This window comes from Marinobacterium sp. MBR-111 (genome assembly GCF_040547585.1).
GTDB lineage: Bacteria > Pseudomonadota > Gammaproteobacteria > Pseudomonadales > Balneatricaceae > Marinobacterium > Marinobacterium iners.
This window is the reverse complement of the sequence record NZ_JBEPQA010000005.1, coordinates 164,850-184,301: the sequence shown is the minus strand read 5'-3', so window position 1 is coordinate 184,301 and position 19,452 is coordinate 164,850. Positions and strand designations below refer to the sequence as shown.

Annotated in this window: 16 protein-coding genes; 9 read left to right on the top strand and 7 right to left on the bottom strand. The window is 55.8% G+C overall.

What is annotated here, in order from left to right:
- Positions 1-86: 86 nt before the first annotated feature.
- The 7 genes from ABIE61_RS05600 (at position 87) to ABIE61_RS05570 (ending at position 9,491) form a co-directional block, all read left to right on the top strand.
- Complete coding sequence (locus tag ABIE61_RS05600) at positions 87-953, top strand: alpha/beta fold hydrolase (RefSeq protein WP_354407493.1); 867 nt, start codon at positions 87-89, stop codon at positions 951-953.
- A gap of 130 nt (positions 954-1,083) precedes the next feature.
- Positions 1,084-1,806, top strand: coding sequence for a GntR family transcriptional regulator (locus ABIE61_RS05595; RefSeq protein ID WP_206841446.1), 723 nt, complete (start codon positions 1,084-1,086; stop codon positions 1,804-1,806).
- A complete protein-coding gene (gene prpB / locus ABIE61_RS05590; protein WP_206841449.1) occupies positions 1,799-2,692 on the top strand; it encodes a methylisocitrate lyase in 894 nt (297 codons plus the stop codon). Before ABIE61_RS05595 ends, prpB begins: the two co-directional genes overlap by 8 nt.
- A 54-nt stretch (positions 2,693-2,746) precedes the next feature.
- Positions 2,747-3,877, top strand: coding sequence for a bifunctional 2-methylcitrate synthase/citrate synthase (gene prpC / locus ABIE61_RS05585; protein WP_354407490.1), 1,131 nt, complete (start codon positions 2,747-2,749; stop codon positions 3,875-3,877).
- A gap of 88 nt (positions 3,878-3,965) precedes the next feature.
- Positions 3,966-6,578, top strand: coding sequence for a Fe/S-dependent 2-methylisocitrate dehydratase AcnD (gene acnD / locus ABIE61_RS05580; protein WP_091824553.1), 2,613 nt, complete (start codon positions 3,966-3,968; stop codon positions 6,576-6,578).
- Between the two features lie 228 nt (positions 6,579-6,806).
- Positions 6,807-7,985 carry a 2-methylaconitate cis-trans isomerase PrpF gene (gene prpF / locus ABIE61_RS05575; protein ID WP_206841454.1) on the top strand — a complete coding sequence of 393 codons (1,179 nt, stop codon included), beginning with the start codon at positions 6,807-6,809 and terminating at the stop codon, positions 7,983-7,985.
- A gap of 198 nt (positions 7,986-8,183) precedes the next feature.
- Positions 8,184-9,491, top strand: coding sequence for a diguanylate cyclase domain-containing protein (locus ABIE61_RS05570; RefSeq protein WP_354407487.1), 1,308 nt, complete (start codon positions 8,184-8,186; stop codon positions 9,489-9,491).
- A 21-nt stretch (positions 9,492-9,512) separates the two neighbouring features.
- Here the strand turns inward: ABIE61_RS05570 and ABIE61_RS05565 are convergent, their stop codons facing one another.
- Entirely contained in the window at positions 9,513-10,580 is a 1,068-nt protein-coding gene (locus ABIE61_RS05565) for a 3-deoxy-7-phosphoheptulonate synthase (protein WP_206841460.1), read from the bottom strand.
- 217 nt (positions 10,581-10,797) lie between these two features.
- On the opposite strand from ABIE61_RS05565, the gene dsbD reads away from it, so the two are divergent.
- On the top strand, positions 10,798-12,639 hold the full coding sequence (gene dsbD / locus ABIE61_RS05560; protein ID WP_354407484.1) for a protein-disulfide reductase DsbD: 1,842 nt from the start codon (positions 10,798-10,800) through the stop codon (positions 12,637-12,639).
- A gap of 51 nt (positions 12,640-12,690) precedes the next feature.
- On the opposite strand, the gene ABIE61_RS05555 is transcribed toward dsbD, so the two are convergent.
- Together ABIE61_RS05555 and ABIE61_RS05550 are read right to left on the bottom strand one after the other, a co-directional pair.
- Positions 12,691-14,637 (bottom strand): acetoacetate--CoA ligase, encoded by a 1,947-nt coding sequence (locus ABIE61_RS05555; RefSeq protein WP_354407482.1) that lies wholly within the window; start codon positions 14,635-14,637, stop codon positions 12,691-12,693.
- 145 nt (positions 14,638-14,782) lie between these two features.
- Positions 14,783-15,328, bottom strand: coding sequence for a hydrolase (locus ABIE61_RS05550; protein ID WP_354407480.1), 546 nt, complete (start codon positions 15,326-15,328; stop codon positions 14,783-14,785).
- A gap of 167 nt (positions 15,329-15,495) precedes the next feature.
- Here ABIE61_RS05550 and paaY point away from each other — a divergent pair, with 167 nt between their 5' ends.
- Entirely contained in the window at positions 15,496-16,113 is a 618-nt protein-coding gene (gene paaY, locus ABIE61_RS05545) for a phenylacetic acid degradation protein PaaY (protein ID WP_091824272.1), read from the top strand.
- 20 nt (positions 16,114-16,133) lie between these two features.
- Here paaY and ABIE61_RS05540 read toward each other — a convergent pair whose 3' ends face one another.
- The 4 genes from ABIE61_RS05540 to ppsR form a co-directional block, all read right to left on the bottom strand.
- Complete coding sequence (locus ABIE61_RS05540) at positions 16,134-16,724, bottom strand: DUF2889 domain-containing protein (RefSeq protein ID WP_354407478.1); 591 nt, start codon at positions 16,722-16,724, stop codon at positions 16,134-16,136.
- A 31-nt stretch (positions 16,725-16,755) separates the two neighbouring features.
- Complete coding sequence (gene paaX, locus ABIE61_RS05535) at positions 16,756-17,679, bottom strand: phenylacetic acid degradation operon negative regulatory protein PaaX (RefSeq protein WP_354407475.1); 924 nt, start codon at positions 17,677-17,679, stop codon at positions 16,756-16,758.
- 81 nt (positions 17,680-17,760) lie between these two features.
- Positions 17,761-18,327: an elongation factor P-like protein EfpL gene (gene efpL, locus ABIE61_RS05530; protein WP_206841472.1), complete on the bottom strand. Its 567-nt coding sequence runs from the start codon at positions 18,325-18,327 to the stop codon at positions 17,761-17,763.
- 73 nt (positions 18,328-18,400) lie between these two features.
- Positions 18,401-19,219 carry a posphoenolpyruvate synthetase regulatory kinase/phosphorylase PpsR gene (gene ppsR, locus ABIE61_RS05525; protein WP_206841475.1) on the bottom strand — a complete coding sequence of 273 codons (819 nt, stop codon included), beginning with the start codon at positions 19,217-19,219 and terminating at the stop codon, positions 18,401-18,403.
- Positions 19,220-19,452: the final 233 nt, after the last annotated feature.

Below are 19,452 nucleotides of genomic sequence, written 5' to 3'. Positions count from 1 at the left end.
GCTCATTTTACTCCTGTCCCCGGCGGGGGGCGAGTCCGTTGCCGCACATGGGTATAATTGCTTCATTGTGTAGTCAGGAGTTCAGCATGAAACACCCCTTCGTCATCAGTGAGCATCAACTGGTACTGCCGGATCAGCACCTTCATTACCGTCTGTACCGCAACCCAGTCCTGCACAATGGCCGCAAACTGCTTTTGATCCATGGTGCGGGTGTGGCAGGTGAAGACACCTGGCACATGCTGACCGCCTTTCTTGAGCACTGGCAAGAGATCCTCGTGCCGGATCTGCGCGGCGCAGGGCAAAGTGAATTCCCGGATGGGGGCGAGTACCCCTTTAGCGTGCAGACTTTGGTCAGTGACATGTCTGCGCTACTCGACCAGCTTGGGTGGTGGCAGTTCGACCTGGGAGGCTATTCCCTGGGTGGGCTCGTGAGCATGCTGCTCAAGCAGCGTTACCCAGATCGTGTCGGCAAACAGTTTTTACTGGAGTCGGCTGTGCTGGATCGGCCCGACTGGGTCAGCACCATTGAGTTGCGACAGCGCTATTCGAGCGCGGCCGTGCATTTGCGCTCTGATGACCGGGAGCAGGGGATACGTCAATTCCTCGACACTATTTCACCGAACCGCAAGGCAAGTGCGCAAACAGAATCGGTTGCAGTCAGTCGATTGGCGCGTCGGCCGCTGGGCTTTGCTCATGCATTGGACGCCGTAACGGCTGCCATCAACAGTATCGACCGTGAAGCGCTACTGGCATCTCAAGGGGATGTGAGCAGCTTTATCGGAGGGTTGAGTGTGGAGTTGATGCATCAGCTGCATTTGACTCTGGCTGAGCAGATGCCCAATTGGCACTACTTTATGGTGCCAGGAACCGATCATTCATTACCGTTCCAGAAGCCACGACAGATCGCCCGCATCATGAATGCGGAACTCGAACGCTACCTGCGCGAATGCTGAGGGAAAGCCCCTAGACTTTTGTCTGATGTTGACAATTTTTCAGCCAGATCAGGTTGACGCCCCTTTTTGGCATGGGTATCGTTGCTTCTGAAAATATTGTCGACAATCTTGATCAGGGGTTGTAGCTGACGTGAGTGAAGAAATCGGGTATCCGAAAGTGGTGCCGCTTGAACCGGAAGCCCGTACGCTGGCTGACCGAGTGTGCCGCCAGATCGTGACGGCCATTGTGAAGGGTGAAATTCCGCCCGGTCACAAGATCAGCGAGCCCGAGCTGGCCAGAACCTATGGTATCAGCCGCGGCCCGTTGCGCGAAGCCATTCGCCGCCTTGAAGGCTGGCGCCTGGTTGAGCGCAAGGCGCATGTAGGGGCTCGGGTGGTTAAGCTGAGTGCGCACGAGTTGATCGAGATTTACCGCGTTCGCGAAGCGCTGGAAGGCATGGCATGCCGACAGGCCGCCAAGAACATGACAGATGCCGAGATCGAGAGTCTGAAGCGCCTGCTGGATGAGCATGAAGCCTCCATTGAGCAACGCGAAGGCCGCTCCTACTTCCAGAAGGAGGGTGATCTCGATTTCCATTACCGAATTGTACAGGGCAGCAAGAACTCCAAACTGCTGGAGCTTCTGGGTGACGACCTGTACCACCTGGTACGTATGTACCGTTATCAATTCAGTGTGTCCAGCTCGCGCCCCAAGCGTGCCCTCAAGGAGCATCGTCAGATTATCGATGCAATCGAGGCACGAGATGAGGAGCTGGCCGAGATGCTGATGCGTCGTCATATCAGTGCCGCACGCCGCAACATCGAAGACAAACTGGATACAGTGACCAAACCTGAAGGGGATAAACATGGCTGAGAAAATGACTGCGGGTGCGCGCTTCCGTAAAGCGCTGGCTGAGAACCAGCCGCTGCAGATCGTTGGTACCGTCAACGCTTACAATGCAATGATGGCTACACGAGTGGGACACCAGGCGATCTACCTGTCCGGTGGTGGTGTTGCCAACGCTTCTTACGGCCTGCCTGATCTGGGCATGACCTCAATGAACGATGTGCTGGAAGATGTATGTCGCATCACCAGTGCCGTCGATACACCACTGATGGTTGATATCGATACCGGCTGGGGTGGCGCATTCAACATCGCCCGTACCGTAAAAGAGATGATCAAGGGTGGCGCTGCGGCCGTTCATATCGAAGACCAGGTTGCGCAGAAGCGCTGTGGCCACCGTCCCAACAAGGAGATCGTATCCCTTGAAGAGATGGTTGATCGTGTCAAGGCAGCCGTTGATGCCCGTACCGATGATGATTTCTTCATCATGGCACGCACTGATGCGTTCCAGATGGAAGGGCTGAATGCCGCTGTTGAGCGTGCCCAGGCCTGCCTGGAAGCCGGTGCCGATGCGATTTTTGCCGAAGCCGTACACACGCTGGATGACTACCGTGCCTTCTCCAACGGCATCAACGGTTCTCACTTGCTGGCGAACATCACCGAGTTTGGTGCCACGCCGCTGTTCAACAAGAAAGAGCTGGGTGAGGCTGGTGCCACTATGGTGCTGTACCCGCTGTCAGCCTTCCGTGCCGCCAACAAGGCTGCACTGAATGTATACGAACACCTGCTGAAAGATGGCGACCAGAAAGCGGTTGTCGACACCATGCAGACCCGCATGGAACTGTACGATTTCCTCAACTACCACGACTTTGAGCAGAAGCTGGATGCGCTGTTCAAAGAAGGCAAAAACAAATAAGAATCACGGTATCGGGAGGTCTGACCTCCCGACAACAGATTGAAGGAGAGACAGATGGCAGAAGCAAAGAAACTCGGCGGTGCCGGTCTGCGTGGACAGTCCGCTGGTGAAACCGCTCTGTGTACCGTTGGCAAAAGCGGTGCCGGCCTGACCTACCGCGGCTATGACATCAAGGAGCTGGCTGACAAGGCCCAGTTTGAAGAAGTGGCTTATCTGTTGCTGTACGGAAAGCTGCCGAACCAGGCAGAACTCGACGGCTACAAGGCGAAACTGAAAGGCATGCGCGGCCTGCCAGAGGCCCTGAAAACCGTGCTGGAACAGATTCCGAAGGATGCGCACCCGATGGATGTGATGCGCACCGGTTGTTCAATGCTGGGGAATCTGGAAACCGAGCAGGATTTCTCCGAGCAGCACGATCATATCGACCGTATGCTGGCTGCTTTCCCGTCGATCATCAACTACTGGTACAACTTTGCGCACCACGGCAAACGTATCAACACCGAGACCGACGCCGACTCCATTGGAGAACACTTCCTCTGGACTCTGCACGACAAGAAGCCCGAGCCTCTGCACGTCAAGGTGATGCATGCATCCCTGATCCTCTACGCTGAGCATGAGTTTAACGCGTCCACCTTTACCGCTCGCGTATGCGCTTCAACCCTGTCCGATATTCACAGCTGTGTGACTGCGGCTATTGGCTCTCTGCGTGGCCCGCTGCACGGTGGTGCCAACGAAGCTGCCATGGCGATGATCGAGAACTGGAAATCCGCTGACGAAGCGGAAGAGGCGATCATGGGCATGCTGGCCCGCAAGGACAAGATCATGGGCTTCGGTCATGCGATCTACCGTGACTCCGATCCGCGTAACGCCATCATCAAGGAGTGGTCACAGAAGCTGGCCGAGCAGGTGGGTGATACCGTGCTGTACCCGGTTTCCGAGCGTGTTGAAGCGGTTATGTGGCGCGAGAAGAAACTGTTCTGTAACGCCGACTTCTTCCACGCGTCTGCCTATCACTTCATGGGTATCCCGACCGAGCTGTTCACGCCGATCTTCGTGTGTTCGCGTGTAGCCGGCTGGACAGCGCATGTGATGGAGCAGCGTGCCAATAACCGCATTATCCGTCCGTCCGCTGACTACACAGGTCCCGAGTCGGCCGAATGGGTTGCGATCGAAGACCGTCCCTGATCGGACTGTCTAATCGCCCCTGGTTGCAGCGGTCTGCGTCCGCAGCCGCTGCCATATGCCCCTGAATACATCGATGGACACCAGTCATATGAACACTCAATACCGTAAATCACTTGCGGGCACCGGTCTGGACTATTTCGACACCCGCGCGGCGGTCGATGCCATTGCACCGGGTGCTTACGCCACTCTGCCATATACATCGCGTGTTCTGGCCGAACAGCTGGTACGCCGCTGTGAGCCCGAAGCACTGACCGATTCACTGAAACAGCTGATTGAGCGCAAGCGCGACCTGGATTTCCCCTGGTATCCGGCGCGCGTGGTATGCCACGACATTCTGGGTCAGACAGCATTGGTTGATCTGGCCGGTCTGCGTGATGCCATTGCCGAGAAGGGCGGTGATCCTGCCAAGGTCAACCCGGTTGTACCGACTCAGTTGATCGTTGACCACTCGCTGGCCGTTGAGGCAGCCGGCTTCGATCCGGACGCGTTCGAGAAGAACCGCGCCATCGAAGACCGTCGCAATGAGGACCGCTTCCACTTCATCGAATGGACCAAAACCGCATTCAAGAACGTGGATGTGATCCCGGCCGGTAACGGCATCATGCACCAGATCAACCTGGAGAAGATGTCCCCGGTGATTCAGGCCCGCGATGGTGTTGCCTTCCCGGATACCTGTGTCGGTACCGACTCCCACACTCCGCACGTGGACGCGTTGGGCGTCATCGCCATCGGTGTGGGTGGCCTGGAAGCCGAAACTGTAATGCTGGGTCACCCGTCCATGATGCGTCTGCCGGATATCGTCGGCGTCGAACTGACCGGCAAACGCAAGCCGGGCATCACCGCAACCGATATCGTACTGGCTATCACCGAATTCCTGCGTAAGGAACGTGTGGTTGGGGCCTACCTGGAGTTCTTCGGTGAAGGTGCTGACAGCCTGACTATCGGTGACCGTGCCACCATCTCCAACATGACACCGGAATACGGTGCCACTGCGGCGATGTTCTACATCGATGGGCAGACTATCGATTATCTGAAGCTGACTGGACGTGAGCCTGAACAGGTAGCCCTGGTGGAACAGTATGCCAAGGAAACCGGTCTTTGGGCTGATGACCTGAAAACCGCCCAGTACGAGCGTGTGCTGAGCTTTGATCTGTCTACAGTTGAACGCAACCTGGCCGGTCCGTCCAACCCGCACCGTCGCCTCCCGACCGCTGCTCTGCACGAGCGTGGCATTGCCGATGAAGACAAGCTGGCGGCAGCCCGTGCTGAAGAGGCTGAAGGCAAGCTGCCGGACGGCGCTGTGATCATTGCGGCAATTACGTCATGTACCAACACGTCCAACCCGCGTAACGTGGTGGCAGCCGGTCTGCTGGCCAAGAAAGCCAACGAGCTGGGTTTGATCCGCAAGCCTTGGGTGAAGTCTTCTTTTGCACCGGGCTCCAAAGTGGCTCGTCTGTACCTGGAAGAGGCTGGATTGCTGTCGGAACTGGAAAAGCTGGGCTTCGGTATCGTGGCCTATGCCTGCACCACCTGTAACGGCATGTCCGGTGCACTGGATCCGAAGATCCAGCAGGAGATCATCGATCGCGATCTGTACGCGACTGCTGTTCTGTCCGGTAACCGTAACTTCGATGGTCGCATTCACCCATACGCCAAGCAGGCGTTCCTGGCGTCTCCGCCGCTGGTTGTGGCCTACGCCATTGCCGGTACCGTTCGCTTCGATATCGAGAAAGATGCGCTGGGCACCGACAAGGATGGCAACCCGATCACCCTGAAGGATCTGTGGCCGTCGGACGAAGAGATCGATGCGATTGTAGCCAAAGCGGTGAAGCCTGAGCAGTTCAAGCAGGTCTACATTCCGATGTTCGATCTGGGCAAAGTTGAAGAAGCAGAAAGCCCGCTCTACGACTGGCGTGAGATGTCCACATATATTCGCCGCCCGCCGTACTGGGAAGGTGCTCTGGCAGGTGAGCGTACCCTGACTGGTATGCGTCCGTTGGCGGTGTTGCCTGACAACATCACCACCGACCACTTGTCACCCTCCAACGCCATCATGATGGACAGTGCGGCTGGTGAATACCTGCACAAGATGGGAGTGCCGGAGGAGGACTTCAACTCATACGCAACGCACCGTGGCGACCACCTGACGGCGCAGCGTGCAACCTTTGCCAACCCGAAACTGATCAACGAGATGGCCATCGTCGACGGTGAGGTCAAGCAAGGATCGCTGGCGCGTGTTGAGCCTGAAGGCAAAGTCATGCGGATGTGGGAAGTGATTGAAGCCTACATGCAGCGCAAGCAGAACCTGATCATCGTTGCCGGTGCTGACTACGGTCAGGGCTCGTCCCGTGACTGGGCGGCCAAGGGCGTGCGTCTGGCGGGTGTTGAAGCGATTGTGGCCGAAGGCTTCGAGCGTATTCACCGTACCAACCTCGTGGGCATGGGTGTGTTGCCGCTGCAGTTCCGTGAAGGCGAAACCCGTCACACCTACGGCATCGATGGTACCGAAACCTACGATGTGAAAGGCGAGATCGCACCGGGTGCCACCCTGACGCTGGTGATCAACCGTCGCAACGGCGAAAGCGTTGAAGTGCCGGTGATCTGTCGTCTGGATACCGCTGCCGAAGTGGAAACCTACAAGGCCGGTGGTGTGCTGCAGCGCTTTGCCAAGGAGTTCCTGGAAGCGGAAGGCGCTGCCTGATTCCAGATCTCACCAGGTCCGGACTGTCATTGATGGTCCGGACGTGTCCCGGATGGGGCGCAGACTCAAGTGCTGCAGTGTTGCTGGAGCGGACCGTGTGGCGCCATGGATGGCGCCATCGAGCCCCCAGGGATGGGTTTACGGCGTGTCCGAACCGGCAATGCTGCAGCACACCTTTCACCGTCTGAATGCTCCCGTCCGGCAACCGACTTATTTTGGAGCATCTCAATGTCCAGTGTTCCCCAGATTAAAATACCGGCCACCTATATCCGTGGCGGCACCTCCAAGGGTGTATTCTTCAATCTTACTGATCTGCCCGAAGCCGCGCAGGTCCCGGGTGAAGCCCGTGACAGGATCCTGCAGCGCGTAATTGGCAGCCCCGACCCCTATGGTCAGCAGATCGACGGTATGGGTGGTGCGACCTCCAGTACCTCCAAAACCGTTATTTTGGCCAAAAGTGAACAGCCTGATCACGACGTGGATTACCTGTTCGGTCAGGTGGCGATCAACAAGGCGTTCGTCGACTGGTCCGGCAACTGTGGCAACCTGACCGCTGCGGTGGGGGCTTTTGCTATCAGCAAAGGGCTGGTCGACCCTGAGCGCGTGCCGGAAAACGGCATCTGCACCGTGCGCATCTGGCAGAAGAACATCCAGAAAACCATTATCGCCCATGTGCCGATCACCAACGGTGAGGTGCAGGAAACCGGTGATTTCGAACTGGATGGCGTAACCTTCCCGGCAGCCGAGGTAGTGATCGAGTTCATGGACCCCGCCGATGGCGAAGGCTCCATGTTCCCGACCGGTAACGTGGTCGATGAGCTGGAGGTACCGGGGGTGGGTACCTTCAAGGCCAGTATGATCAATGCCGGCATCCCCACCATCTTCGTCAACGCGGCCGATATCGGTTACACCGGTACCGAACTGCAGAAAGACATCAATGGCGATGCCGAGGCACTGGCCCGGTTTGAGACCATGCGTGCCTATGGTGCAGTCAAGATGGGCCTGATCAAGGATATCGAAGAGGCCGTTGCCCGCCAGCATACTCCGAAGATCGCTTTTGTGGCACCAGCGACCGATTATGAAGCTTCCAGCGGCAAGCAGATCAAGGCCAGCGATATTGATGTATGTGTGCGTGCGCTCTCCATGGGCAAGCTGCATCATGCCATGATGGGCACCGCATCTGTTGCAATTGCCACCGCTGCAGCCGTACCCGGCACGCTGGTTAACCTGGCTGCCGGCGGTGTTGACCGAGACGCTGTGACCTTCGGCCATCCGTCCGGTACCCTGCGAGTGGGTGCCGCAGCTGAACAGGTTAACGGTGAATGGACGGCCACCAAAGCGGTCATGAGCCGCAGTGCCCGAGTGTTGATGGAAGGCTGGGTTAGAATTCCGGGCGATACCTTCTAGCAGCCATTTCACTGTGATCTGATACAACAACGCCCGCCTTTTACAGCGCGGGCGTTTTATTATTGGATGAATATAAGCTTAAGCGAGACAGTATTTGCTTGACTGGCGTACAATCAGACTTCTAAACCAGCAGTACATGGATTGGTCATGCCACCCCTGCATCGTCCCCACAAACCCATTTCCAGTCGAGTTGTTTTTTTGGCTGCACTCCTCCTGGTCATTGCTGGGCTGGCGGTGACGGAATATGTTGTCCGAATGGCGGAACAGCGGGTGGCTCAGGTCAGGACCATCGAAGCAACAGCGATTCTGGCACAGATGCGAGCGCAGCTAGAAAGCGAAATCAATTCTGTCCTTTATCTCTCCCGAGGACTGATAAGCTACGTGGCTGTTCAGCCTGCCTATGACCCTGATCGCTGGCGTGAGCTGGCGGCTGAAGTGGCTCACGATTCGACGCTTGTGCGCAATATCGGTTTGGCGCCTGATAACGTGATGCGTTTTGTTTATCCGCTTGAAGGTAATGAGCAGGCCCTGGGGCTTGATTACCGCAACACACCTGAGCAATGGCCGGCTGTTGAACGTGCCATTTCAAGCGGAAAGTTGAACCTGGCAGGACCATTCGAGCTGAAACAGGGCGGTGTCGGCATTGTTGCTCGCAGCCCGATTTATTTCATGGATGACGGAAAGAAGCGCTACTGGGGGCTGGCATCCATCGTTATAGATTTCCCACGTCTGCTTGAGCAGGCCAGGGTGAGTGCTCATGTTGAGGGCTTTGATATAGCGATCAGGGGGCGAGATGGTTTGGGTGCCAAAGGCGCGGTGTTTTTTGGGCTTGCCAAGGTGTTTGAAGACCCTGTAGTTGAAATGACGGTTCATTTCCCCAACGGCAGCTGGGTAATGGCTGCGCGCTCAAGCCCGGGTGTTTCAACGCCTGTTATTGTTATCCGACTTGCCGCATGGTTGCTGATCATGATTCTGGCAGGCCTGTTTCTGTTGCTGTTCCGCCTTTATCGCTTTGCCCACGAGCAGTCTGTATCCGACCCGCTCACCGGTCTGGCCAATCGACGGCTGCTGCTGGGGCGTGCAGAGTACCTTGCCCAATTGTACTCACGCACAGGGCAGGGGTTTGCACTTTTCTTTGTCGATCTGAACCGGTTCAAGCAGGTGAATGACCGGTTCGGTCACCATGTGGGTGATCAGCTATTGATCGAAGCGGCCAACCGGTTGAGTCAAAGTGTCCGACAGTCCGATACGCTGGCTCGCAACGGGGGCGATGAATTCATTTTGCTTCAGCCGGGGGTCAATGCCGGCGATGCATCGACTATAGCATCGAAGCTTGAGGCGATGATGGACCGGCCATTTATGATTGAGGGGCATTCGTTGCAGATTTCGGCCAGTGTGGGCTGCGCGGTGTTCCCGCAGGATGTGAATAATGTGGAGGCCGTGATCAATTTGGCTGACAGCCGGATGTATGAGCGTAAACAGGAAAAACGGGCCCGCCAGAGCTGAACTCTGGCGGGAGGGATATACTCAGCGTTGGCTCAGGACCGGCTTGAGTTTCTCGTTCATGGTGCGCAGGCTGTCTTCGGTGGTTTTCCAGTCGATGCAGGCATCAGTAACGGATACGCCATACTTCAGCTCAGACAGATCCTGAGGAATAGACTGGTTGCCCCACTCCAGGTTGCTTTCGATCATCAGGCCAACAATTGACTGGTTGCCTTCCAGAATCTGGTTGGCCACGTTGTCTGCCACCAGCGGCTGCAGTGCCGGGTCCTTGCTGGAGTTGGCATGACTGCAGTCGATCATGATGTTGGCTTTCTGTCCGGCTTTTTCCAGCGCCTGCTCACATAGTTTTACACTGACAGAATCATAGTTGGGCTTGCCGTCGCCGCCGCGCAGTACGACATGTCCATAACGGTTGCCACGGGTGCGCACGATCGATACCTGGCCATCGCCATTCATGCCCAGAAAGCTGTGAGGATGGCTGACCGACTTCATGGCATTTACCGCCACATCCAGACCGCCATCGGTACCGTTCTTGAACCCCACGGCACAGGAGAGACCGGATGACATTTCGCGGTGGGTCTGAGATTCAGTGGTACGGGCGCCAATGGCAGACCAGCTGATCAAGTCCTGCATATACTGAGGGCTGTTGGGGTCCAGAGCTTCTGTTGCCAGCGGCAGGCCCATTTCAGCCAGATCCAGCAGCAACTTTCGACCAATATGGAGTCCTTCCTCGATATCAAAGGAGTCGTTCATGTGTGGGTCGTTGATCAGGCCTTTCCAGCCCACGGTGGTGCGAGGTTTTTCAAAGTAGACACGCATAACCAGATACAGAGTGTCCTTGACCTCTTCGGCCAGCACCTTGAGACGGCGGCCATACTCCAGAGCTGCTTCAGGGTCATGGATCGAGCAGGGGCCAACGACCATAAACAGGCGATTGTCCTTGCGATCGAGTATGTCCTTGATTACCTGGCGGCCCTGCATCACGCTGGCGGCAGCGGTTTCCGTCAGGGGCAGACGAGCCTTGAGCTCTTCCGGCGTTACCAGAGGGGTGTTGGATTCAATATTAAGGTCTTCTACACGTGTATCGGTCATCGTTAAGTCCTGACAGCGGCTGGAATGCTGAAAATACGGCGCCCGGCGCCGATCTCAGCTAGTTTTACCATATCGCTGCAGTGGTTATAAGTGCCTTTAGGTTGTAGTTGTACTCACTTGTTCAGGTGTCAGTGATAAACTTGCTTTTTTGCGATGAACGTTCAGACCCTGTCAGGGTCACAATTCACATCTCATTGACCGATAAAGGAATTCAGCCTTGTATCCCGCTCTGTCAAAACCCCTGTATCTGCTTTTGACCTTGCTGCTGGCGCTGCCGTCAGCTGCCAACGCATTCAGCTTTGGCTCATCCAGTAATGAGCCACTGCCGGTCGAACAGGCATTTCAGCTGCGCAGTGAGCTGGGCAATGCAGGTGAAATTAAGCTGGTGTGGGACGTACAACCGGACTACTACCTCTACCGTGACAAAATCGAGATCGGTCTGCCAGATCATCTGCAACTGGTCGACCGGCGTGATGTGAGTGGTGAAATGAAAGAGGACCCGTTGTTTGGGCGGGTGGAGGTCTATCACAACACTGCACAGGTTGATTTGTTGCTGGGCCATCAGATGGGTAAGGCTGATGCGGGCACTCTCAATGTCACCTATCAAGGGTGCTGGGAAGGCGGCGTCTGTTATCCGCCCGTAACCGAGCAGCTGGATGTGAACAACTTGCCGGCAGCAGCGGGTCTTGCCTGGGCTGAGTCGTCAGCTGTGGCATCGGTACCTGCCACGGCCCAGGCTGACCAGCCCTTTGTCAGTGAGCAGGATCAGTTCGCGGGCCTTTTGGCCAGTGGCAACTGGCTCCTGATGCTTGGAGCCTTTTTCCTTGCCGGCCTGGCACTGTCGTTTACGCCCTGTGTCTTGCCGATGATTCCGATACTGTCTGGAATTATCGCGGGGCAGGGGCATCATGTCAGTACTCTGCGCGCCTTTATGCTGTCGCTGGTTTATGTGCTGGCAATGGCGCTGACCTATACCCTGGCCGGCGTTCTCGCGGGCCTGTTTGGGGCCAATCTGCAGGCAAGCTTTCAGAATCCGTGGATTATCGGCAGCTTCAGCGCTGTTTTTGTGTTGCTGGCCCTGTCGATGTTCGGCTTTTATGAATTGCAGCTGCCTTCGGCACTTCAGAGCCGTGTCAGTACAGTCAGTCATCGCCAGAAGGGCGGTACCCTTACAGGGGTGGCCGTAATGGGCCTGCTGTCAGCGTTGATCGTCGGCCCGTGCATGGCGGCCCCGCTGGCCGGTGCGTTGATCTATATTGGCCAGAGCGGTGATCCTGTATTGGGTGGTGCTGCATTGTTCGCGCTGTCGCTGGGTATGGGCGTACCTTTGCTGCTGGTGGGCGCGTCTGCCGGCAAGTTGCTTCCAAGAGCCGGTGTCTGGATGGAAAGTGTCAAGGCTGGGTTTGGTGTCATTCTGTTGTTGATGGCGGTCTGGATGCTGGATCGGGTGGTTGCCACCGAAGTAACTATGTTGTTGGCCGGTCTGATTCTGGTAATCAGTGCCGTTTATCTGCGCGCATTGGACAAACTGCCGGAACACGGCAATGGCTGGCATCGCTTCTGGAAAGGGGTGGGGCTGATCCTGCTGGTATACGGCGCTGCGCTGCTGATCGGAGTCATGGCGGGTAATCGCAGCCTGCTGTATCCACTGCAGGGAATTGTCGGCGGTGGGGCCCAGGCGCAGCAGAGGGCTGAGCTGCCCTTCACCACGATTAAAACCGAGTCTGAGCTGGATGCGATTCTGCAGCAGGCTCAGGCCAACGGCCAGCCTGTGATGCTGGACTTCTATGCGGACTGGTGTATCGCCTGTATCGAACTGGAGCATGTCACCTTCAGCGATGCAGGTGTACAGAGGGCCTTGACTCCGTTCCGGTTGGTCAAGCTGGATTTGACCGCACACAATGACGAGGCACGTGCCCTGTACAAACGATTCGGAATCATCGGTCCACCGGCACTGGTTTTTTACGATGCAAATGGTGAGGTACGCCCCGATCTGACTTTAATCGGTGTGATCGATCCTGAAGATTTCATCGCTCAGACCGGCCGGGTCACATTCTGAGACGTAAACAGTAAAGCGCCGAAGCTTTTTCGGCGCTTTACTGATGGTGTGTCAGCTCTGCAGCTCAGGCAAGTCGCAGAACAGCTCCAGCGCCTCGGGGTTGGCCAGCGCATCCTTGTTTTTGACCTCTTCTCCCAATACCACCTTGCGCACAGCCAACTCAACAATTTTGCCGCTGATGGTGCGCGGAATGTCCGTTACTTGTATCACCTTGGCGGGAACGTGACGGGGGGTGGTGTTGGCCCGAATGGTATCCCTGATCCGCTTGATCAGCTCATCGGTGAGGTTGAAACCTTCCTTGAGTCGCACAAACAGGACGACCCGAACATCATTGTCCCAAGGCTGGCCGATACAAAGGCTTTCCAGTACTTCGTCCACCTTTTCAACCTGACGATAGATTTCGGCCGTGCCGATGCGAACACCACCGGGGTTAAGCACGGCATCGGAGCGCCCATGAATGATCAGACCATCATGTTCGGTAATCTCGCCGTAGTCACCGTGCGCCCAGATGTTGTCGAACTGGCCAAAATAGGCATCATGGTATTTCTGACCATCCTCGTCATTCCAGAACCCGATTGGCATGGATGGGAAGGGGCGGGTGCAGACCAGCTCGCCCTTTTCACCGCGCACAGGTTTGCCGTTGTCATCAAAGATCTCGACCGCCATGCCAAGGCCACGACACTGCAGTTCACCCGCGTAGACCGGGCGGATAGGGCAGCCCAGCGCAAAGCAGGAGACGATGTCGGTGCCGCCTGAAATGGATGACAGTTGGAGTTCCTGCTTGATGTCACGATAGACATATTCAAAACTTTCATGTGCCAGTGGGGAGCCGGTCGACAGCACTGAGCGCAGTTTTTCCAGATTATGGCTCTCACGAGGTTTAACGCCGGCTTTCTCAAGCGCTGCAATATATTTTGCACTGGTGCCAAATACCGTGATCCCTTCCTGTTCGGCGATATCCCAGAGAATGGAAGGTTGGGGAGCAAAGGGCGAGCCGTCGAACAGCATCAGGGTGCAACCGGTTGCAAGCCCGGATACCAGCCAGTTCCACATCATCCAGCCACAGGTGGTGTAGTAGAACAGGCAGTCGTCACGGCCCACATCCGTATGCAGGATATGCTCTTTCAAGTGCTGAATCAGGGTGCCACCGGCGCTGTGTACGATGCACTTGGGTACACCGGTTGTGCCTGATGAGTACATCACATACAGGGGGTGGTCGAACGGCAATGGCTCAAACTCGATTTCACTCGCTTGCGCGTCGATAAAGTCAGGCAGCAGTACCGCACGATCAAGGCCGCTGATATCGGGCGTGGCTTCAAGGAAGGGGACTACAACTATTTTTTCAACCGAATGCAGTTGATCAGCGATCCCCTGTACCCGCTCCAGACTGTTGAGCCGCTTGCCGTTGTAGCGATAGCCATCCGTTGTCAGCAGGATTTTCGGCTCAACTTGACCAAAACGGTCCAGTACGCCATTGATGCCGAAATCCGGTGAGCAGGAGCTCCATATTGCGCCAATGGAGGCGGTTGCCAACATGCCGATCAGGGTTGCCGGAATGTTGGGCATGAAGCCTGAGACGCGGTCACCTCGAGTAACCCCCTCGCGCCGCAAAGCACTCGCCAGTTGTGCCACCTGAAGGTAAAGCTCGGCATGACTCAGTTCTATGCGGGTGTCGTCCTCGCCGCGGAAAATAACAGCCGGTCGTTGATCCCGGTAGCGCAGCAGATTTTGGGCAAAATTCAGTCGCGCATCAGGAAACCAGCGAGCACCGGGCATGCGTTCAGGATGCTCCAGCACACGGTTCCCCTTGTCACCGATAATCCCGGCGTAATCCCACAGGTCACTCCAGAAAGTCTCGCTGTGCTCAGTACTCCACTGATGCAGGGCTTGATAGTTGTTCAGATCGAGCTGATGGCGCTGGTTCAGAGTCTGCATGAAATCATAAAGGCGGGTAGCCCGGCAGCGTGCCTCATCGGGTGCCCAGAGTGGCTCAGTCATCGACCTCTCCTGATTGTTCTCTTGTTGTTATGGTGAGTCGGCTGTATGCAGGAAACAGAAGCAGGCAGCCGAAAGTTTACGTTAACGTAAACTTTCATGGATCTGCCGGTTTTAGTCAAGGGGGTAGGGGTTATTACTGAATGGTTTAGCGCAGGTATTCGCGGCTTATTTCGCGGAAGGTGTCGGTTCCGGCACGGCGCAACCACTCAAAGGCGACCATTTCACGGGTGACTACATAAATGCCGCACTGACGGAGTCGCGCCAGAGCAGCCGCCTTGTCGGCCGGTGAACGAGATGACACACAGTCCTCAACCACATAGACCTCACGTGCCTGCTGCTTCAGTTCAATGGCAGTTTGCAGCACGCACACGTGGGTTTCCATGCCGATCAGGATCACCTGGTTGTGCTTGCCGGCATTGATGCGGCGGTTGGGTTCGGGGTCGGACATGGCCGAAAAGTGAATTTTCTCCATCACGTTTTCAGGCGGCAGAATCGCCTGAAGTTGTGGCAATGTAGCACCCAACCCCTGCGGGTACTGCTCGGTGGTCAAGACAGGCACTTCAAGCCGGTTGGCAATATTGATCAGCCATTCGCAGTTGCTGACAATCTGGTCAGCTTCATGGATAACCGGCGCCATGCGCTGCTGGATGTCGATCACCAGCAGGCAGGATTTGTCAGGATGAATCAGCATGATGTCTCCTCGCTGCGTTTTTGTTGCAGCATAGCGGCTGCAATGATTTTAGGGAAACCGGATGGATCAATTCAGCGTTGTCGATATGGCATCTTGGCAGGGATGTGGTAGCCTGCCGAGCCATTAATGCTGATAATCACAACAAAACAGTAGCCATGGAGTCTGTTATGAAAGTCTATTCCATTGACGGCATTACCCCGGTGATTGATCCAACGGCCTATGTACACCCGACTGCTGTACTGATTGGGGATGTAATCATTGGTCCGCGCTGTTACGTGGGGCCGGCGGCTTGTTTGCGCGGTGACTTTGGTCGCCTTGTGCTGAAAGAGGGTGCCAACATTCAGGATACCTGTGTCATGCACGGTTTCCCCGGTACCGATACCGTGATCGAAGAGGATGGGCATATTGGTCACGGGGCTGTGCTGCACGGTTGCGTCATCAAGCGTAACGCACTGGTTGGGATGAATGCCGTGATCATGGATGATGCAGTGGTTGGCGAGTCCGCGATTGTGGCTGCCATGTCATTCGTAAAGGCCAAGTTCGAAGTTCCGGCACGTACACTGGTGGCAGGATCACCTGCGCGCATTATTCGCGAGCTGAGCGATGAAGAAATTGAGTGGAAGGGAATGGGCACGCGCCAGTACCAGGACCTGACCATCCGCAGCCTGAATACCATGCAGGAGGTGGAACCGCTTACAGAGGTTGAGCCTGATCGCAAGCGACTCAGCTTTGATGACAGTGTCATTCCGTTGTCTGAACTCAAACAGCGCTCAGCCCGGGATTGAGTGACAGGATACGCCGCAAGTCAGGACTGCGGCGTATCATCCTTGTCTGAATCCTTGTCACCGGTATAGAACTGCGGCCAGTAGCGTTGAACCACTGGCCCGTGGGTATCAAAGCTGTGGCAGGTGTTCAGTGTTGGCGGAGGTGTTTCGCCACCAATGCCAAAATCCTCCCGCTTTTCGCGCTCCTGATGGGTGGTCTGGTAGGCGGTGGTTGCCATGGTGCCTAGCATCTCCAGCAGATGGGTGCAGCCCTGAATTCCACCCAACAAGTCACGGGTCAGACGAGTAAAGCCAGGTGCAATCCGGTGACCGATCAGGCGGCGAAAATTGTCGGCGATACTCGGGCAATGCTTGAATGGCGTGTAGTCCATGCTGGCCTGAACGTCATGAATCAGCAGGTCGTAATCAACGGTCAGCCGCAGTGCCATCTTGTGAAGTGGCTCTCCGGTGGGAATGATGCCATCGTTGCGCTCAATAACCTGCAGGTCAAAGCTCTTCAGGTCTACCAGCTCGCCCTCCACGTCCCATAGTCCATCTCTGCGCTTGTAGCCTTTGCAGGTAATATAACGGGTGTGTAGCAGTTCACGGTCTTCAGCAGGGGGCAGGGGCATCGTTCGTCACTCGGTTTGCTGGCCAGGCGGCTTAAAGGCCGCCAAAGCGTTTGTAAAAACGGGGCGCGGGTTCAGGCAGTGGGCCATCCGCGGTTTCCTGGGTAGCCGCCAGCCATTGATCGGCTCCGGAGTAAATCCGGCGGTAGATATTCCGACACAGCACCCGCGCTGATGTACCGGCCCAGTCGGCAGGCAGCAGCTTTTCGGGGAGCAGCGGGTCACGTAGCAGCAATCGTCGATAATCGTGGATCAACAATGTGCGCAGCTGAAAGCACTGTTCCGGGTCAAGATTTTCGGCAGACTCCAATGCACGCAGGATCGGACGAAATCGGTCAAGAAACTGCTTATAGTCCTCTGCCAGTTGCTGCAGATTCCAGCATTCATGCACCAACTGTTTCAGCGCAGCCGACGTTTGGGTTGTACCCACCATCTCAGCACGCATATGGATCACTTCAGCCTGAACGCACAGCTCCTGCAGGGTGTTATAGAGCTCCTGCTGATCTGCCATCGGGTGTGCCATGATGCTCGGCGCAATGTTACCGAAACCCTGCCACTCAAGCTCTTTCTTCAGTACCTTGCGCAGCTCGTTATCCAGCTGGGTGGCGAGCACCATGTCCCACTTGCCGTCCCACTCGGGGTAGAGTTCGGCGTAGATGCGACGAAAGGCACTCTCAAAGCGGCGCCGACCGGAATCGGTCAGGGTGTAGTAGCTGCGACGGCCAATCTGATTGGAGGTCAGCCAGCCGTCTTTGGTCAGACGAAAGATGGAAGTGCGCACCAGTCGCTGATTCAGGCCCAGTGGCTCCAGCAGATTGATCAGGCTGCCCAGCCACACGGTACCGCCACGGGGCGCGATGGCATCACCAAAAATGGTGATGATCAGCGATCCGCCTCGGATGGGCCTCTGTTCCTGGAACTCCTGAACAAGTTCTTCAATACAGCGCAGTCTGGTCATCAAAAATGTATCATTTTCGTTAAGAAGCAGGGGATTCTATGTTGAACCCGGGGCGGGCATCAAGGAAAACCCCTGCAAACCTCAGGCGCGCGAAAGGTACTTGCCGGTTTCTGTGTTGATCTTGACCTTTTCACCCGCTTCGAGGAACTCGGGTACCTGCAGTTCAAGGCCGGTTGCAAACTTGGCCGGCTTGGTGCGACCAGTCGCGCTGGCTGCTTTCATGCCCGGTACGGTTTCGATGATTTCCATCACCACGGTGCCGGGCACTTCGATGGTCATCACCTTGCCTTCAACCAGCAGTGCCATGATGTTTTCCATGCCGTCCATCAGGTAGGGCAGCTGTGCTTCGATCGTGTCGGCATCAATCATGTACTGGCTGTAGTCTTCTGAATCCATGAAGGTGTACAAATCACCTTCCTTGTACAGGTAGGAGCACTTACGCCGTTCGAGCTGCGCTTCCTTGAGCATGTCGTCGCCGGTGAAGGTTTCTTCATACTTGCCGCCACCGGGCAGCTTGCTGAAGCGCATCCGATACAGGGTCTGGGCACCGCGTGCTGTCGGACTCTTTACATCGATCTGCTGTACCAGCATGTACTGGCCATTGAGTTCGATCAGGTTACCGCGTTTGACATCTGCCGCTTTGGGCATGGTGATACTCCACACAGAAGTGAGAAACAGGTCGCCATTTTATGAGAAAAAACGGCGGCGGCACAGTAGTCCATCAGCTTATGCGACGCTTGAGCCCGGACTCGTTAATGATGCGGGTCGCAATCTCTTCAATGGAAAAATTGGTGGTGTTGATACAGGGTATGTTTTCCTTCTGGAACAGTCGCTCAACGGTACGGATTTCAAAGTCGCACTGATCCAGCGAGGCATAGCGGCTGTTGGCGCGGCGTTCGTGACGAATGGCTGCCAGCTGAAAGGGATCGATGGTCAGGCCATAGAGTTTATGCCGGTGCTGCTGAAGGCATTCAGGCAGGCGGCTGGCTTCCATATCTTCTTCTGTCAGTGGGTAGTTGGCCGCACGGATTCCAAACTGCAACGCCATGTAGAGGCAGGTAGGGGTTTTGCCACAGCGGGATACGCCCACCAGTATAATGTCGGCCTTGTCATACTGGCGGGTTCGGGCACCATCATCGTTATCCAGTGCAAAATTGACTGAGTCGATGCGGTCCTTGTAACGATCCATCTCATTGATCGCATGAGACTTGCCAACCGAATAGGAAGAGTGAGTTTCCAGCTCTGACTCAAGCGGCTTCAGGAAGGTGGAGAAAACGTCAATCTTGAAGCCGTTACAGGTGGCCAGCAATTCACGAATCTCGTCATCGACAATGGTATCAAGCACGATGGGAGGTTTGCCGTCCTCCTCTCCCTGGCGGTTGATGCGCTCTACAACGGCCTTGGCTTTATCAATCGTGTCTACATAAGGCAGGGTGATCTTTTCGAACCGAATGGCCTCGAACTGTGACAGCAGGCTGTTTCCCAATGTCTCAGCCGTGATGCCAGTGCCATCAGAGATAAAAAATGCGGTTCGTTTCATCAGTGGGCCTCAAGTGTCGACAATTGAAAGCATGGGTCTGTGATCAGAAGCGCGATTTTAACAGATAAAGTGGCGGTTGTTTTTGTAGCAAAATTACATTTCGCGACAGCCAAGATTTTTACGCTTATCTGCAGTATCATCCGGTTTTTCCGGTCAATAATAATAACAATGATCCTTACGTCAAACAGCTCAGATTCAGGAGAATTGGCTTTGCAGGATTATGTACTGCGCCT